Annotated in this window: 14 protein-coding genes; 12 read left to right on the forward strand and 2 right to left on the reverse strand. The window is 60.3% G+C overall.

What is annotated here, in order from left to right; all coding sequences use genetic code 11:
• Positions 1 to 56 precede the first annotated feature (56 nt).
• Positions 57 to 2504 carry an acyl-CoA dehydrogenase gene (locus ACA079_RS07345; RefSeq protein ID WP_497703046.1) on the reverse strand — a complete coding sequence of 816 codons (2448 nt, stop codon included), beginning with the start codon at positions 2502 to 2504 and terminating at the stop codon, positions 57 to 59.
• Between the two features lie 248 nt (positions 2505 to 2752).
• Between ACA079_RS07345 and ACA079_RS07350 the strand changes: the two genes are divergently transcribed.
• The 4 genes from ACA079_RS07350 (at position 2753) to ACA079_RS07365 (ending at position 5921) form a co-directional block, all read left to right on the forward strand.
• Positions 2753 to 3412 carry a transglutaminase-like domain-containing protein gene (locus tag ACA079_RS07350; protein ID WP_497703047.1) on the forward strand — a complete coding sequence of 220 codons (660 nt, stop codon included), beginning with the start codon at positions 2753 to 2755 and terminating at the stop codon, positions 3410 to 3412.
• A gap of 43 nt (positions 3413 to 3455) precedes the next feature.
• Complete coding sequence (locus ACA079_RS07355) at positions 3456 to 4079, forward strand: glutathione S-transferase family protein (RefSeq protein WP_497703048.1); 624 nt, start codon at positions 3456 to 3458, stop codon at positions 4077 to 4079.
• Positions 4080 to 4212: 133 nt separating this feature from the next.
• Positions 4213 to 5145 (forward strand): ABC transporter ATP-binding protein, encoded by a 933-nt coding sequence (locus ACA079_RS07360; RefSeq protein WP_497703049.1) that lies wholly within the window; start codon positions 4213 to 4215, stop codon positions 5143 to 5145.
• Positions 5142 to 5921, forward strand: a complete 780-nt coding sequence (locus ACA079_RS07365) for an ABC transporter permease (protein WP_415773695.1) — start codon at positions 5142 to 5144, stop codon at positions 5919 to 5921. Before ACA079_RS07360 ends, ACA079_RS07365 begins: the two co-directional genes overlap by 4 nt.
• A 153-nt stretch (positions 5922 to 6074) precedes the next feature.
• Here ACA079_RS07365 and ACA079_RS07370 read toward each other — a convergent pair whose 3' ends face one another.
• Entirely contained in the window at positions 6075 to 6593 is a 519-nt protein-coding gene (locus tag ACA079_RS07370) for a DUF2062 domain-containing protein (RefSeq protein WP_497703050.1), read from the reverse strand.
• A gap of 135 nt (positions 6594 to 6728) precedes the next feature.
• Between ACA079_RS07370 and ACA079_RS07375 the strand changes: the two genes are divergently transcribed.
• From ACA079_RS07375 to murB, 8 genes are all read left to right on the forward strand, one after another.
• Positions 6729 to 8951 carry a DNA internalization-related competence protein ComEC/Rec2 gene (locus ACA079_RS07375; protein ID WP_497703051.1) on the forward strand — a complete coding sequence of 741 codons (2223 nt, stop codon included), beginning with the start codon at positions 6729 to 6731 and terminating at the stop codon, positions 8949 to 8951.
• Between the two features lie 98 nt (positions 8952 to 9049).
• Positions 9050 to 9685, forward strand: a complete 636-nt coding sequence (gene pocA / locus ACA079_RS07380; protein WP_283181269.1) for a flagellar polar localization protein PocA — start codon at positions 9050 to 9052, stop codon at positions 9683 to 9685.
• Positions 9682 to 10113, forward strand: a complete 432-nt coding sequence (gene pocB / locus ACA079_RS07385) for a flagellar polar localization protein PocB (RefSeq protein WP_056742736.1) — start codon at positions 9682 to 9684, stop codon at positions 10111 to 10113. The genes pocA and pocB overlap by 4 nt, the downstream gene beginning before the upstream one ends.
• Positions 10113 to 11123 carry a tetraacyldisaccharide 4'-kinase gene (gene lpxK / locus ACA079_RS07390; protein WP_497703052.1) on the forward strand — a complete coding sequence of 337 codons (1011 nt, stop codon included), beginning with the start codon at positions 10113 to 10115 and terminating at the stop codon, positions 11121 to 11123. Before pocB ends, lpxK begins: the two co-directional genes overlap by 1 nt.
• 25 nt (positions 11124 to 11148) lie before the next feature.
• Entirely contained in the window at positions 11149 to 11334 is a 186-nt protein-coding gene (locus ACA079_RS07395) for a Trm112 family protein (protein WP_007945752.1), read from the forward strand.
• Positions 11331 to 12095 carry a 3-deoxy-manno-octulosonate cytidylyltransferase gene (gene kdsB / locus ACA079_RS07400; RefSeq protein ID WP_497703053.1) on the forward strand — a complete coding sequence of 255 codons (765 nt, stop codon included), beginning with the start codon at positions 11331 to 11333 and terminating at the stop codon, positions 12093 to 12095. Before ACA079_RS07395 ends, kdsB begins: the two co-directional genes overlap by 4 nt.
• Positions 12095 to 12559 (forward strand): low molecular weight protein-tyrosine-phosphatase, encoded by a 465-nt coding sequence (locus ACA079_RS07405; protein WP_134419074.1) that lies wholly within the window; start codon positions 12095 to 12097, stop codon positions 12557 to 12559. Before kdsB ends, ACA079_RS07405 begins: the two co-directional genes overlap by 1 nt.
• The gene (murB, locus tag ACA079_RS07410; RefSeq protein ID WP_497703054.1) at positions 12556 to 13575 is read left to right on the forward strand and encodes a UDP-N-acetylmuramate dehydrogenase; all 1020 of its coding nucleotides are present in this window, start codon (positions 12556 to 12558) and stop codon (positions 13573 to 13575) included. The genes ACA079_RS07405 and murB overlap by 4 nt, the downstream gene beginning before the upstream one ends.
• Positions 13576 to 13764 lie beyond the last annotated feature (189 nt).

Below are 13764 nucleotides of genomic sequence, written 5' to 3' on the forward strand. Positions count from 1 at the left end.
GCGGGAGTATAAAGCCCCCGCGCCCTTTTTTACATGTGTAGCGGACGCTGGTTGGATCAGCGGACCTTTCCTTTGCCCAGCGCCAGTTCCTTTTTGTCGAAATCATCGACATCAATCACCTTGCGCCGCGCCGCTTCGGCGTCACGCAGGGTCTGCGCCTCCACGGGCTGCAACACGCCAGCCTCAAGCGCTGCATCGATGACGTTTTCGCCGGCGACCGGTTTGACCTGGCCGCTTTTGAGCGCGACATGAAGCTTTTTGCGCAGCGGTTGCGCGGCACTCAGCAGGTTACACGCATGTTGCAGCGCGCCAACCGGGTCATCAGTGGATTGCGGCCGGTAGCAACCGCCGAGCAACTCTTCCAGGGTCGGATCGCCTTTGGCGCGGCCGATCACCGCCGCCACTTCGGCGCCGAGTTTGTCCGATGGCCCTTTGTGACGACGACCGAACGGGAACACGATCACCCGCAACAGGCAACCCAACACCTTGTTCGGGAAGTTGGTCAGCAGTTCATCCAGCGCTCGTTCCGACTGCCCCAGGCTTTCTTCCATGGCCCAGGTAAACAGCGGTGCCATGTGCTCCGGTGAATCGAGGTCGTGGTAACGCTTGAGTGCGGCGGAGGCGAGGTACATGTTGCTGAGCACGTCCCCAAGACGCGCCGACAGACGTTCGCGTCGTTTCAATTCGCCGCCCAGCAGCATCATGCTCAGGTCGGCGAGCATGGCGAACGCAGCAGCCTGGCGATTGAGGGCGCGGAAGTAACCCTGGCTGAGCTTGTCGCCTGGCGCGTGTTCGAAGTGACCGAAACCAAGGTTCAGCACCAGCGTGCTGGCGGCGTTACTCACGGCGAAACCGATGTGCTTGAGCAGCAGGCCATCAAACTCTGTGAGTGCCTGGTCCTTGTCTTCACGACCGGCGAGGGCCATTTCCTTAAGCACGAATGGATGGCAGCGAATCGCACCCTGACCGAAGATCATCAGGTTGCGCGAGAGAATGTTCGCGCCTTCCACGGTGATGAAAATCGGCGCGCCATTCCAGCTGCGACCAAGGTAGTTGTTCGGCCCCATGATGATTGCCTTGCCGCCATGAACATCCATGGCGTGGCTGATGCACTCGCGGCCGCGTTCGGTGAGGTGGTACTTGAGAATCGCCGACAGCACCGATGGCTTCTCGCCCAAATCCACCGCATTGGCCGTGAGCATCCGCGCGGCGTCCATCATCCAGGCGTTGCCGCCGATACGGGCCATCGCTTCCTGAATACCTTCGAAGGCCGACAGTGGAACATTGAACTGTTCACGGACCTGAGCGTACTGGCCGGTCACCAGACTGGTGAACTTGGCGGCACCGGTGCCGACCGCTGGCAACGAAATCGAACGCCCGACCGACAGGCAGTTCATCAGCATCATCCAGCCTTTGCCGATCATTTCCTGGCCGCCGATGAGGAACTCCAACGGTACGAAGACATCTTTGCCGGAGTTCGGGCCGTTCATGAATGAAGCGCCCAACGGCAAGTGGCGACGGCCGATTTCAACACCGGCGGTATCGGTCGGGATCAACGCCAGGCTGATCCCCAGGTCTTCCTCCTCACCCAGCAGGTGATCCGGGTCGTAGGCCTTGAATGCCAGGCCGAGCAGGGTGGCAACGGGACCCAGCGTGATGTAACGCTTCTCCCAGTTCAGACGCAGGCCCAAGGTTTCCTTGCCTTCCCATTCACCTTTGCAGATCACCCCGGTATCGGGCATGGCTCCGGCATCAGAGCCGGCCAGTGGACCGGTCAGTGCGAAGCACGGGATGTCATCGCCGCGCGCCAGTCTTGGCAGGTAGTGGTTGCGTTGCTCGTCGGTGCCGTAATGCAGCAGCAGTTCGGCCGGGCCGAGGGAGTTGGGGACCATCACGGTGGAGGCAAGGTCGCCGCTGCGGGTCGCCAGTTTCATCGCCACCTGGGAGTGGGCATAGGCGGAGAAACCTTTGCCGCCAAACTCCTTGGGAATGATCAGGGCGAAGAAGCCGTTGTCCTTGATGTAGGCCCAGGCTTCGGGAGGCAGGTCCATGGTTTGACCGATCTGCCAGTCGCTGACCATGGCGCAGAGTTCTTCGGTCGGGCCGTCAATGAAGGCCTGTTCCTCTTCGCTCAGTTGCGCTTTTGGATAGGACAGCAGTTTTTTCCAGTCCGGGCGACCGCTGAACAGTTCACCGTCCCACCACACCGTGCCGGCATCGATTGCATCGCGTTCGGTTTGCGACATCGGCGGCAGGGTTTTCTGGAACCAGCTGAACAGCGGCGCACTGAAATATTTACGGCGCAGGTCTGGCAGTAACAAGGGCGCTGCAACAGCCGCGATCAACACCCAGAAAACCAGCAGCAACCAGCCTGGCGCGCGGCTGAACGCGCCCATCGCCACCACGTAAACGGCAACGACGCACAGGGCGGGCAGCGGGGCGACACGACGGTGGGCTAAAAAAGCAATCCCGACAACCAGAACCAGTATCCACAACAGCAGCATATTTAATCCTCCGTGAAACCAGGGCAAAACCAACTTTCAGAGCTTAGACGGCATCCGCAAAACAGGTGGTCAGAGCGATGTGATTGAATTCGTGGGAAACCATGGATGAGTTTTGTAGGCCCGGTGGGCAACCGGCCTCGGAAATCGTTCGTTGGGCGGGCGGCAAAGCGTCCATGTTTGGCCGAAACGTCGTTATCTCTGTGCTGAACGTGTCGCTAGACTCGTGGCTTCCCCAGGAGATTGTTCTCATGCACGAGTATCTGAGTCCCGGCCGCTTCATCGATAGTGACCACCCCTCGGTGGTGGAGTTCGCCGAAAAACATCGCGGCAGCCGTCGCGATCCTCTAGAGCAGGCGATCAATCTCTATTACGCCGTGCGCGAAGCCGTGCGTTACAACCCTTACACCTTCAGTCGCGACCCGGACACCTTGCGCGGCAGTTATGCGTTGGCGGCGGGGGAGAGTTATTGCGTACCCAAAGCCACGCTGCTGGCAGGTGCAGCCCGGCATTGCGGGATTCCCGCGCGGATCGGTCTGGCGGACGTGCGCAATCATTTGTCGACGCCGCGGTTGCTCGAGTTGCTCAAGAGCGATGTGTTCGCCATGCACGGCTATACGGAGCTGTATCTGAACGACCGCTGGGTCAAAGCCACGCCAGCGTTCAACCAAGGCTTGTGCGAATTGTTCAATGTCGCACCACTGGAATTCGACGGAATCAACGACAGCGTTTTCCATCCGTTCAATCGCGACGGCGAGCAATTGATGGAATACCTGATCGACCACGGCCAGTTCACCGACGTGCCTGAAGCGTTTTTTTTCGAGCACCTTGAGAAGTGCTATCCGCATCTGTTCAGCGACACGCTGCCCGTGCAGCTGGGTGACATGCAGAGCGATTTGAGTCGCGCCTGATCCGGCGTATGCTGCCTGCGCATTCATCCATAAAGAGGCGGTCATGCTGAAGATCTGGGGTCGGAAAAACTCGTCGAATGTCAGAAAACCTTTGTGGGCCGCCGAGGAGCTGGGCCTGGCTTATGAAGCCATCGATGCGGGCGGCGCCTTTGGTGTAGTCGATACGCCGGAGTACCGCGCGATGAACCCCAATGGTCGCGTGCCGGTAATTGAAGACGAGGGTTTCGTGCTGTGGGAATCCAACGCCATCGTGCGTTACCTGATGGCTCGCCACGCCAACGGCACCGCCTGGTATCCAGAAGATCTGCAGGCCCGGGCTTCTGCCGACAAGTGGATGGACTGGACCACTTCAAGTTTTGCCGGGCCGTTCCGCACGGTGTTCTGGGGCGTATTGCGCACCCCGAAAGACAAGCAGGACTGGCCGGCCATCAACGCTGCGATCAAGGAGTGCGATGGCCTGCTGTCAATGGCTGATCAGACGCTGGCGACCCAACCGTACCTGTCCGGCAATGAGATCGGCATGGGCGACATTCCTCTGGGCAGCTTCATTTATGCCTGGTTCGAGATGCCAATCGAGCGCGCACCGCAGCCTCATCTGCAAGCCTGGTATGCACGTCTGAAACAGCGTCCGGCGTATCAGAAAGCGGTTATGACCGCGTTGACTTAATACTCACTATCGACACACTTGACTGTACTTGTGTGGCGGCGACAAGCACCATTGCGCTCATGCGCCGCGGTTGTATTAGTCGCCGCCCGCCCTTATTTGTCCCTTTCTTCCCTTCTTGGTGCGTAAATCCGATATGAGTTCCGCTCTGTCCATCCGGCAGCTAACCAAAACCTACGGCAACGGTTTCCAGGCCCTGAGTGGTATCGATCTGGACGTCGCCGAAGGTGACTTTTTCGCCTTGCTCGGCCCTAACGGCGCCGGCAAATCCACGACCATCGGCATTCTCTCGACCCTGGTGAACAAGACCAGCGGGACGGTGAATATCTTCGGTCACGACCTGGACAAGAATCCTGCGCAGCTCAAGCGCTCCATCGGCGTGGTGCCTCAGGAATTCAACTTCAACCAGTTCGAGAAAACCTTCGACATCGTCGTGACCCAGGCCGGTTATTACGGCATCCCGCCGAAAATAGCCAAGGAACGCGCCGAGCAGTACCTGACCCAACTGGGCCTGTGGGACAAGCGCGATACGCCATCGCGTTCACTGTCCGGCGGCATGAAGCGTCGACTGATGATCGCCCGTGCGCTGGTTCACGAACCGCGCCTGCTGATCCTCGACGAACCGACGGCGGGTGTGGACATCGAACTGCGTCGCTCGATGTGGACGTTCCTCACCGAGCTGAACAAGAAAGGCATCACCATCATCCTCACCACCCACTACCTGGAAGAGGCTGAGCAGCTGTGCCGCAACATCGGCATCATCGACCACGGCACCATTGTCGAGAACACCAGCATGAAACAGTTGCTCGGCCAACTGCATGTGGAAACGTTCCTGCTCGACCTCAAAAACACTGTGCAAACCGCGCCGCAGTTGCTCGGTTACCCGACCAAGTTGCTCGACAGCCACACCATCGAAGTTCAGGTCGACAAGGCCATGGGCATCACCGCGCTGTTCACCCAATTGGCGCAGCAGAACATCGAAGTGTTGAGCCTGCGTAACAAAACCAATCGCCTCGAGGAGTTGTTCGTGTCCCTGGTGGAGAAAAATCTGTCGAAGGTGGCGGTATGAGTTCCGAGCTGCAACCCAACCTCGTTGCCCTCAACACCATCGTTTACCGAGAGGTCAAACGCTTTACCCGGATCTGGCCGCAGACGCTGCTGCCGCCGGCCATCACCATGGTTCTGTACTTCGTGATCTTCGGCAATCTGATCGGCCGGCAGATCGGCGACATGGGTGGCTTCACCTACATGGAGTACATCGTGCCGGGGCTGATCATGATGTCGGTGATCACCAACTCCTACGGCAACGTGGTCTCGAGTTTCTTCGGCAGCAAGTTCCAGCGTTCCATCGAAGAATTGATGGTGTCGCCCGTGTCGCCGCATACGATTCTGATCGGCTACACCCTGGGCGGCGTGCTGCGCGGCTTGATGGTCGGGTTTATCGTGACCCTGCTGTCGCTGTTCTTCACCGAGTTGCAGGTGCATCACCTGGGCGTGACCATTCTGGTGGTGGTACTGACGGCGACGATCTTCTCGCTGCTGGGCTTCATCAACGCCGTGTTTGCGCGCAACTTCGATGACATCTCGATCATCCCGACGTTTGTGCTGACACCGCTGACCTACCTGGGCGGGGTGTTCTACTCGATCTCCTTGCTGCCACCGTTCTGGCAGACCGTGTCCCTGGCCAACCCGGTGCTGCACATGGTCAACGCGTTCCGTTACGGCATTCTTGGCGTTTCGGACATCAGGATCAGCGTGGCGATCACCTTCATGCTGGTGGCGACGGTGGTGTTGTACATCGGTTGCGCACGGCTGCTGGTCAGCGGTCGCGGGATGCGTACTTAAGTAAGACCGAGTCGCCTGCATCGCGAGCAAGCTCGCTCCCACAGGGGATCTTCGTTACGGCATAGATCCAGTGTGGGAGCGAGCTTGCTCGCGATGGCGTCAGCCCAGACACCGCAAAAAGAACGGCCTCCCACTGTGGAGGCCGTTTTGCGTTTACTGCATCCGTCTTTTCTTGCGCCGCTTCCACTGCCGCCCCACCCACCAACGCCAGTACATCATGGTCAGGCAATAGGCGAGCGCGCCCAGTACCAGCCCCATCACTACTGAGCCGAGCAAAAACGGCTGCCAAAGAGTCGAGAGTTCGCCGCTGATCCATTCCCAGGTCAATTCGTCCGGCAGATGGCGTGCAGGGACGTCCATCAACCAGGCCCCGGTCTGGTAAGTGCAGAAGAACACTGCCGGCATGGTGATCGGGTTGGTCAGCCAGACCAGGCTGACCGCAATCGGCATGTTGCCGCGCACCATGATGGCGAGAATGGCGGCGAGCAGCATCTGCAACGGAATCGGCAGGAACGCCGCGAACAGACCAACCGCCATGGCCCGTGCGACGGAATGGCGGTTGAGGTGCCAGAGGTTCGGGTCATGCAGCAGGGTGCCGAGAAAGCGTAAGGACTTGTGTTCCCTGATGCTGGTCGGGTCTGGCATGTAACGTTTGAATAAGCGCCGGGGCATAAGGCTTCTCGGTCGGTTAAGGCGGCAAGTATGTCTGGATTCTATGAACCGCCCATTCAGACTTTGTGACAATTAATAACGATGCTTGTGCGATTAGCCGGCTATGCCTAGGAGGGGACTCTCAAGGACGGGCGTATGCGCACAGGGATGATGGCGCTGGCGTTGGGTCTGTTGATCCTGCGTTTTTTACCGGTATTACCGCCGGTCTGGTTATGGATGTTGCTGCCGGTAATCGGTTTGATGTTGCTGCCGTTTCGCAGCTATCCACTGGCATTTTTCCTGTTCGGCTTCAGTTGGGCAGGCGCGAATGCACAGTGGGTGCTGGATGATCGGCTGCCGGTGAGCCTCGATGGCGAAACCCGTTGGGTCGAAGGTCGGGTGACGGGATTGCCCCAGAACAATGAGGCCGTCGTGCGTTTCGAGTTGGCGGACGCCCGGTCGCGACATGGCAAGGTGCCGAAACTGCTGCGCCTGGCCTGGTATGACGGGCCGCCGGTCAACAGCGGCGAACATTGGCGACTGGCGGTCAAGTTGAAGCGTCCTTCGGGGCTGCTCAATCCCCATGCCTTCGATTACGACGCCTGGCTGCTGGCGCAACGCATCGGCGCTACCGGGACGGTCAAGGATGGCCAGCGACTCAAGGAAGCCCAATGGGCCTGGCGCGACGGTATCCGCCAGCGTTTGCAGGCCGTGGATGCCCAGGGGCGAACGGGCGCGCTGACGGCATTGGTGCTGGGGGACGGCGCCGGACTGAGTCGCGAAGACTGGCAGGTGCTGCAAGACACCGGCACCGTCCATCTGTTGGTGATTTCCGGACAACACATCGGGTTGTTGGCGGGGCTGGTGTATCTGTTGATCGCCGGGCTGGCCCGATATGGCCAGTGGCCGAAACGCTTGCCTTGGCTGCCGTGGGCCTGTGGACTCGCGTTCGCGGCCGCTCTCGGTTATGGGCTGCTGGCCGGTTTCGAGGTGCCGGTGCGGCGGGCCTGCGTGATGATCGGCCTGGTGCTGTTGTGGCGCCTGCGATTTCGTCACCTAGGCGCCTGGTGGCCGCTGTTGCTGGCGCTCGACGGCGTTTTGCTGCTGGATCCGCTGGCGAGTCTGCAACCGGGTTTCTGGCTGTCGTTCGCGGCGGTGGCGGTGTTGATCTTCACCTTCGGTGGTCGGCTGGGCCCATGGCGTTGGTGGCAAACGTGGACCCGCGCCCAATGGCTGATCGCGATCGGTCTGTGCCCGTTGCTGCTGGTGCTCGGGTTGCCGATCAGTCTCAGCGGGCCGGTGGCCAATTTGCTGGCGGTGCCGTGGATCAGTCTGGTGGTGCTGCCTCCGGCATTGCTGGGTACGTTGCTTTTACCCGTTCCTTACGTGGGCGAAGGGTTGCTGTGGTTGGCAGGAGGTTTGATCGACCTTTTGTTCAAGGGCCTGGCCCTGATGGCCGGGTACTTGCCCGCGTGGGTGCCGGTGGCCATCCCGTTGTGGATATGGGCACTCGGCACACTCGGTGCCTTTCTACTATTAATGCCTCGGGGTGTGCCGTTTCGCTCGTTGGGTTGGCCAATGCTGCTGTTGCTGGTTTTTCCACCCCGGCAAGTCTTGTCTGAAGGCATCGCCGAAATCTGGCAGCTGGATGTCGGCCAGGGTTTGGCAATCCTGGTGCGCACCCGCCATCACACACTGTTGTATGACACCGGGCCACGTTTCGGCGATTTCGACCTGGGCGAGCGGGTGGTGCTGCCGACATTACGCAAACTGGGCGTGAATGGACTCGATTTGATGCTGATCAGCCATGCCGACGCCGATCATGCGGGCGGCGCCCGGGCCGTTGCCAATGGCCTGCCGGTGAAACGGGTGGTCAGCGGCGATCACCTGGCGCTGCCGGCCGAGTTGCAGGCAGAAGGCTGCGAGAGCGGCAAGCAATGGGTCTGGGATGATGTGAGATTCCAGCTCTGGCAGTGGTCTTCGGCCAGCGACAGCAATCAAAAATCCTGCGTCCTGCAGATAGAAGCCAACGGTGAGCGTCTGTTATTGACTGGTGATATAGATGCCGCAGCCGAGCGGGCGCTGCTCGACAGTCCACTGGCCGTCACCACCGATTGGTTGCAGGCGCCGCACCACGGCAGTCGCAGTTCATCTTCCATGGCGCTGCTTTCCGGGTTGCAGCCCAAAGCGGTGTTGATCTCCCGCGGTCAGGGAAATTCATTCGGTCATCCCCATCCCACGATCATGGCGCGCTATCGAAAGCGCGGCATATCGATCCATGACAGCGCCGAGCAGGGTGCCATCCGTCTGCAACTGGGACGCTTCAAGCCGCCATGGACGATGCGTCAAGAACGGCGTTTCTGGCGCTCTGCGCAATGACTCCGAGTGATTAACGCTCGACCGGATGCGACATCGCGGTTTTCGGTGCGCCGACCCCCTATGTTAGAGTGGCGCACTTTTTCGAGGGGACTGTCACTGTGTGGGAATTGGTCAAATCCGGCGGATGGATGATGATACCGATCATTCTGAGTTCCATCGCAGCCATGGCGATCGTCGCCGAACGTCTCTGGACCCTGCGAGCCAGCCGTGTGACCCCGGAGCATTTGCTCGGGCAGGTCTGGGTCTGGATCAAGGACAAACAACTCAATAAAGACAAACTCAAGGAACTGCGCGCCAACTCGCCGTTGGGCGAGATCCTGGCTGCCGGCCTGGCCAACTCCAGGCATGGTCGCGAGATCATGAAAGAGTGCATAGAAGAAGCCGCCGCGCGAGTGGTTCACGAGCTCGAACGCTACATCAATGCGCTGGGCACCATCGCCGCCATGGCCCCGTTGCTGGGTCTGTTGGGGACGGTGTTGGGCATGATCGATATCTTCAGCGCATTCATGGGTTCGGGCATGACCACCAACGCTGCCGTGTTGGCCGGTGGTATCTCCAAGGCGCTGATAACCACAGCCGCAGGCCTGATGGTCGGTATCCCGGCGGTATTCTTCCACCGGTTCCTGCAACGCCGGATCGATGAACTGGTGGTAGGAATGGAGCAGGAAGCGATCAAGCTCGTCGAGGTGGTGCAGGGCGACCGTGATGTTGACCTGAATGGGAGCAAAGCGTGAAATTCCGCCGCAAGCAACGGGAGAATGTGGACATCAACCTCGCGTCGCTGATCGACGTGGTGTTTATCCTGCTGCTGTTTTTCGTTGTCACGACCACGTTTACCCGTGAAACCCAGTTGCGCGTCGATCTGCCGGAAGCGGTCAGCGGTTCGCCTGCCGAAGACCAGCAGGTCAAGCATCTGGACGTTGCAATCAGTGCCGAGGGCGTATTCTCGGTGAACAACCAATTGTTGCCGAAAAACGATCTGGCCACGTTGATGGACGCGCTGCAGAAAGAATCCAGTGGCGACACCAACCTGCCGCTGTCCATCAGTGCCGACGGCAAGACTCAGCATCAGTCGGTCATTACCGCCATGGACGCCGCCGGCAAACTCGGTTTTAGCCACTTGCGCATGACCACTGTCGAGGCGGCGCCGCCCGCGCCCTGATGGCCATGTCCGACCGCTTGCTCGCCGCGTGGTATCAAGGTCATCCGGCCCTGAAGCTGTTGCAGCCGCTGGAGTGGCTGTATCGGCGCGTGGTCAATAACAAGCGCAAGCGTTTTCTGGCGGGTGAGGGCGAGATCTATCAACCGCCGGTGCCGCTGATCGTGGTCGGCAACATCACCGTCGGCGGCACCGGCAAGACGCCGCTGATTCTGTGGATGATCCAGCATTGCCAGCGCAGTGGCCTGCGGGTCGGCGTGGTCAGTCGGGGTTACGGTGCCAAGCCGCCGCAACTGCCGTGGCGAGTCGAGGCGGATCAAAGCGCTGATATCGCAGGCGACGAACCGCTATTGATCGTCCAGCGCACCGGCGTCCCGTTGATGATCGACCCGGACCGCAGCAGCGCCGTCAAAGCCCTGCTGGCGAGTGAGCCACTGGACCTGATCCTGTCCGACGACGGCATGCAGCATTACCGTCTGGCCCGGGACCTTGAACTGGTGCTGATCGACGCCGCCCGCGGCTTGGGCAACCAGCGTTGCCTGCCCGCCGGGCCGTTGCGTGAGCCGGTCGAGCGCCTGCAAAGCGTTGACGCGGTGCTCTACAACGGTGCCGATGCCGATCGCGACGGCGGTTTTGCCTTCCAGCTTCGACCTACCGAATTGATCAATCTGCAAAGCGGCGAGCGGCGCCCCCTCGACCATTTTCCCGCTGGCCAGGCATTGCACGCCGTGGCCGGGATCGGCAATCCGCAGCGTTTCTTCACAACCCTCGAAACGCTACACTGGCAGCCAGTCCCGCATGCGTTTGCCGACCACGCCGAATACAGCGTGCAGGCCTTGAATTTCACACCGTCATTGCCGTTGGTGATGACCGAAAAGGACGCGGTGAAGTGCCGTGCCTTCGCCGCCGCCGATTGGTGGTACCTGGCGGTCGATGCTGCGCCATCGCCGGCCTTCGTGGCCTGGTTCGATACACAGCTGATGCGCCTGTTGCCGGCTCGTCTTTTGCCTTAAATCCATTTTTATCCAGGGAATGTTCATGGACACCAAATTGCTCGATATCCTCGCTTGCCCGGTCTGTAAAGGCCCGCTCAAGCTCAGCGCCGACAAAACCGAGCTGATCAGCAAGGGCGCCGGCCTGGCTTACCCGATTCGCGACGGCATCCCGGTGATGCTCGAAACCGAAGCCCGCACCCTGACCACCGACGAGCGTCTGGATAAATGACCACAGCCTTTACCGTTGTCATTCCATCGCGTTTCGCCTCCACCCGCTTGCCGGGCAAACCGCTGCTGCTGATCGCCGGCAAGCCGATGATCCAGCACGTCTGGGAACAGGCGAGCAAAAGCAGCGCCCAACGCGTGGTGGTTGCCACTGACGATGCGCGCATCGTTGAGGCTTGCAATGCGTTCGGTGCCGAGGTGGTGCTGACCCGCGAAGATCACAATTCCGGCACTGACCGTTTGGCCGAAGTCGCCGCGAAGCTGGGCCTGGCGCCCGACGCCATTGTGGTTAACGTTCAGGGTGACGAACCGCTGATCCCGCCGAGCGTGATCGATCAGGTTGCCGCCAACCTGGCCGCCCACACCGAAGCGCGCATGGCCACATTGGCTGAGCCGATCGAAGACGTGGAAACCCTGTTCAATACCAACGTGGTCAAGGTCGTCAGCGACCTTAATGGCATGGCGCTGACCTTCAGTCGTGCCACGTTGCCGTGGGCCCGGGACGCGTTCGCCAAAAGCCGCGAGCAATTGCCGGAAGGCGTGCCGTATCGCCGCCACATCGGCATCTATGCCTACCGCGCCGGTTTCCTGCATGACTTCGTTAGCTGGGGCCCATGCTGGCTGGAAAATACCGAATCCCTGGAACAACTGCGTGCCCTGTGGCACGGCGTGCGGATTCACGTCGCCGATGCACTGATCGCACCGCCGACCGGCGTCGATACTGTCGAAGACCTTGAGCGCGTTCGTCGCCTGCTGGAGGCCTGATGCGGGTTTTGTTTGTCTGCCTGGGCAACATCTGCCGTTCACCCACGGCCGAAGGCGTGCTGCGGCATAAACTGCGCGAAGCGGGGCTGGCCGATCAAATTGAAGTTGCCTCGGCCGGCACCGGTGACTGGCACGTCGGCAAGGCCCCGGACAAGCGCAGCCAAGCGGCGGCCAAGCTGCGCGGTTATGACCTGTCTGCTCAGCGCGCCCAGCAAGTGTCCCGCGCCGATTTCGCCACCTACGACCTGATTCTGGCGATGGATCACAGCAACCTGCGCAACCTCAAGGCCTTGCAACCGGCCAGGGGCAAGGCCGAGCTGGACCTGTTCCTGCGTCGCTACCAGTCGGAAATCGATGAAGTACCGGATCCGTACTACGACGGCGACCAAGGCTTTGAGCAGGTGCTGGATCTGATCGAGCGCGCAAGTGATTTGCTGGTGATCGAATTGAAGGGACGGTTATGAGTTTGCAGGTGCGCGCCCAGGTTTCGCTCAAACCGTTCAACACCTTTGGCGTCGATGTTCAGGCCCGGCTGTTTGCCGAGGCCCATAACGATGCCGACGTGCGTGAAGCCCTGGCCTATGCGGTGGAGCATGACGTGCCACTGCTGGTGATTGGCGGTGGCAGCAACCTGCTGCTGACGGCCGATATCCAGTCGCTGGTGCTGCGCATGGCCACGCGCGGGATTCGCATCCTCAGTGATGACGGCAGCAAAGTCGTGATCGAAGCCGAGGCGGGCGAGCCTTGGCATCCGTTCGTGCAGCACACCCTGGCGCAAGGTTTGTCGGGGCTGGAGAACCTCAGCCTGATTCCCGGCACCGTCGGTGCGGCACCGATGCAGAACATCGGTGCTTATGGCGTGGAGATCAAGGACGTGTTCGCCGGCCTGACCGCGCTGGATCGCCAGACCGGCAACCTGCGCGACTTCACCCTGGAAGAATGCAACTTCGCCTACCGCGATAGCCTCTTCAAACAGGAACCGGGACGTTGGTTGATCCTGCGGGTTCGTTTCATCCTGGACCGTGCCGCGCACCTGCATCTGGAGTACGGCCCGGTGCGTCAGCGCCTGACCGAGCAAGGCATCGATCACCCGACCGCCACCGATGTCAGCCAGGCGATTTGCAGCATCCGCAACGAAAAGCTCCCGGACCCGGCGGTGCTCGGCAATGCCGGCAGCTTCTTCAAGAATCCTTTGGTGCCAGCGGCGCTCGTCGCGCAACTCAAAGGTGAATACCCGGATCTGGTGGCCTACGCGCAACCTGACGGGCAGATGAAACTGGCGGCGGGCTGGCTGATCGAGCGGGCCGGCTGGAAAGGTTTCCGTGATGCCGATGCCGGCGTGCATAAATTGCAGGCGTTGGTGCTGGTCAACTACGGCAACGCAACCGGTCTGCAATTGCTGAACCTGGCGCAACGCATCCAGAAAGACATTTCAGAACGTTTCCATGTTGACCTGGAAATGGAGCCCAATCGGTATTGAGGCTACGCTTTCAATACTGATCTCAAAGCCCTGCACACGTTTAACGGTGCAGGGCTTTTTTGTTAATGCTGGGTTAACTTAGCCACCTAACGATGCAAACGTTTGCTCCACCAAAGGCCCGATGCAGACGCTACCGTCCGCATAAGAGAGCCTCATTAGCCTGAGCCGATCTGCGTGATGCCAACCGCC

The sequence above is a fragment of the Pseudomonas sp. LBUM1645 genome (genome assembly GCF_059716185.1).

Bases quoted from the DNA above. Each gene is read 5' to 3' on its own strand.
- ACA079_RS07355 (WP_497703048.1), top strand. From the start codon at position 3,456: ATGCTGAAGATCTGGGGTCGGAAAAACTCGTCGAATGTCAGAAAACCT.
- ACA079_RS07350 (WP_497703047.1), top strand. From the start codon at position 2,753: ATGCACGAGTATCTGAGTCCCGGCCGCTTCATCGATAGTGACCACCCC.
- ACA079_RS07375 (WP_497703051.1), top strand. From the start codon at position 6,729: ATGCGCACAGGGATGATGGCGCTGGCGTTGGGTCTGTTGATCCTGCGT.
- lpxK (WP_497703052.1), top strand. From the start codon at position 10,113: ATGGCCATGTCCGACCGCTTGCTCGCCGCGTGGTATCAAGGTCATCCG.
- murB (WP_497703054.1), top strand. From the start codon at position 12,556: ATGAGTTTGCAGGTGCGCGCCCAGGTTTCGCTCAAACCGTTCAACACC.
- ACA079_RS07345 (WP_497703046.1), bottom strand. From the start codon at position 2,504: ATGCTGCTGTTGTGGATACTGGTTCTGGTTGTCGGGATTGCTTTTTTA.
- ACA079_RS07405 (WP_134419074.1), top strand. From the start codon at position 12,095: ATGCGGGTTTTGTTTGTCTGCCTGGGCAACATCTGCCGTTCACCCACG.
- ACA079_RS07365 (WP_415773695.1), top strand. From the start codon at position 5,142: ATGAGTTCCGAGCTGCAACCCAACCTCGTTGCCCTCAACACCATCGTT.
- ACA079_RS07370 (WP_497703050.1), bottom strand. From the start codon at position 6,593: ATGCCCCGGCGCTTATTCAAACGTTACATGCCAGACCCGACCAGCATC.
- ACA079_RS07395 (WP_007945752.1), top strand. From the start codon at position 11,149: ATGGACACCAAATTGCTCGATATCCTCGCTTGCCCGGTCTGTAAAGGC.
- ACA079_RS07360 (WP_497703049.1), top strand. From the start codon at position 4,213: ATGAGTTCCGCTCTGTCCATCCGGCAGCTAACCAAAACCTACGGCAAC.
- kdsB (WP_497703053.1), top strand. From the start codon at position 11,331: ATGACCACAGCCTTTACCGTTGTCATTCCATCGCGTTTCGCCTCCACC.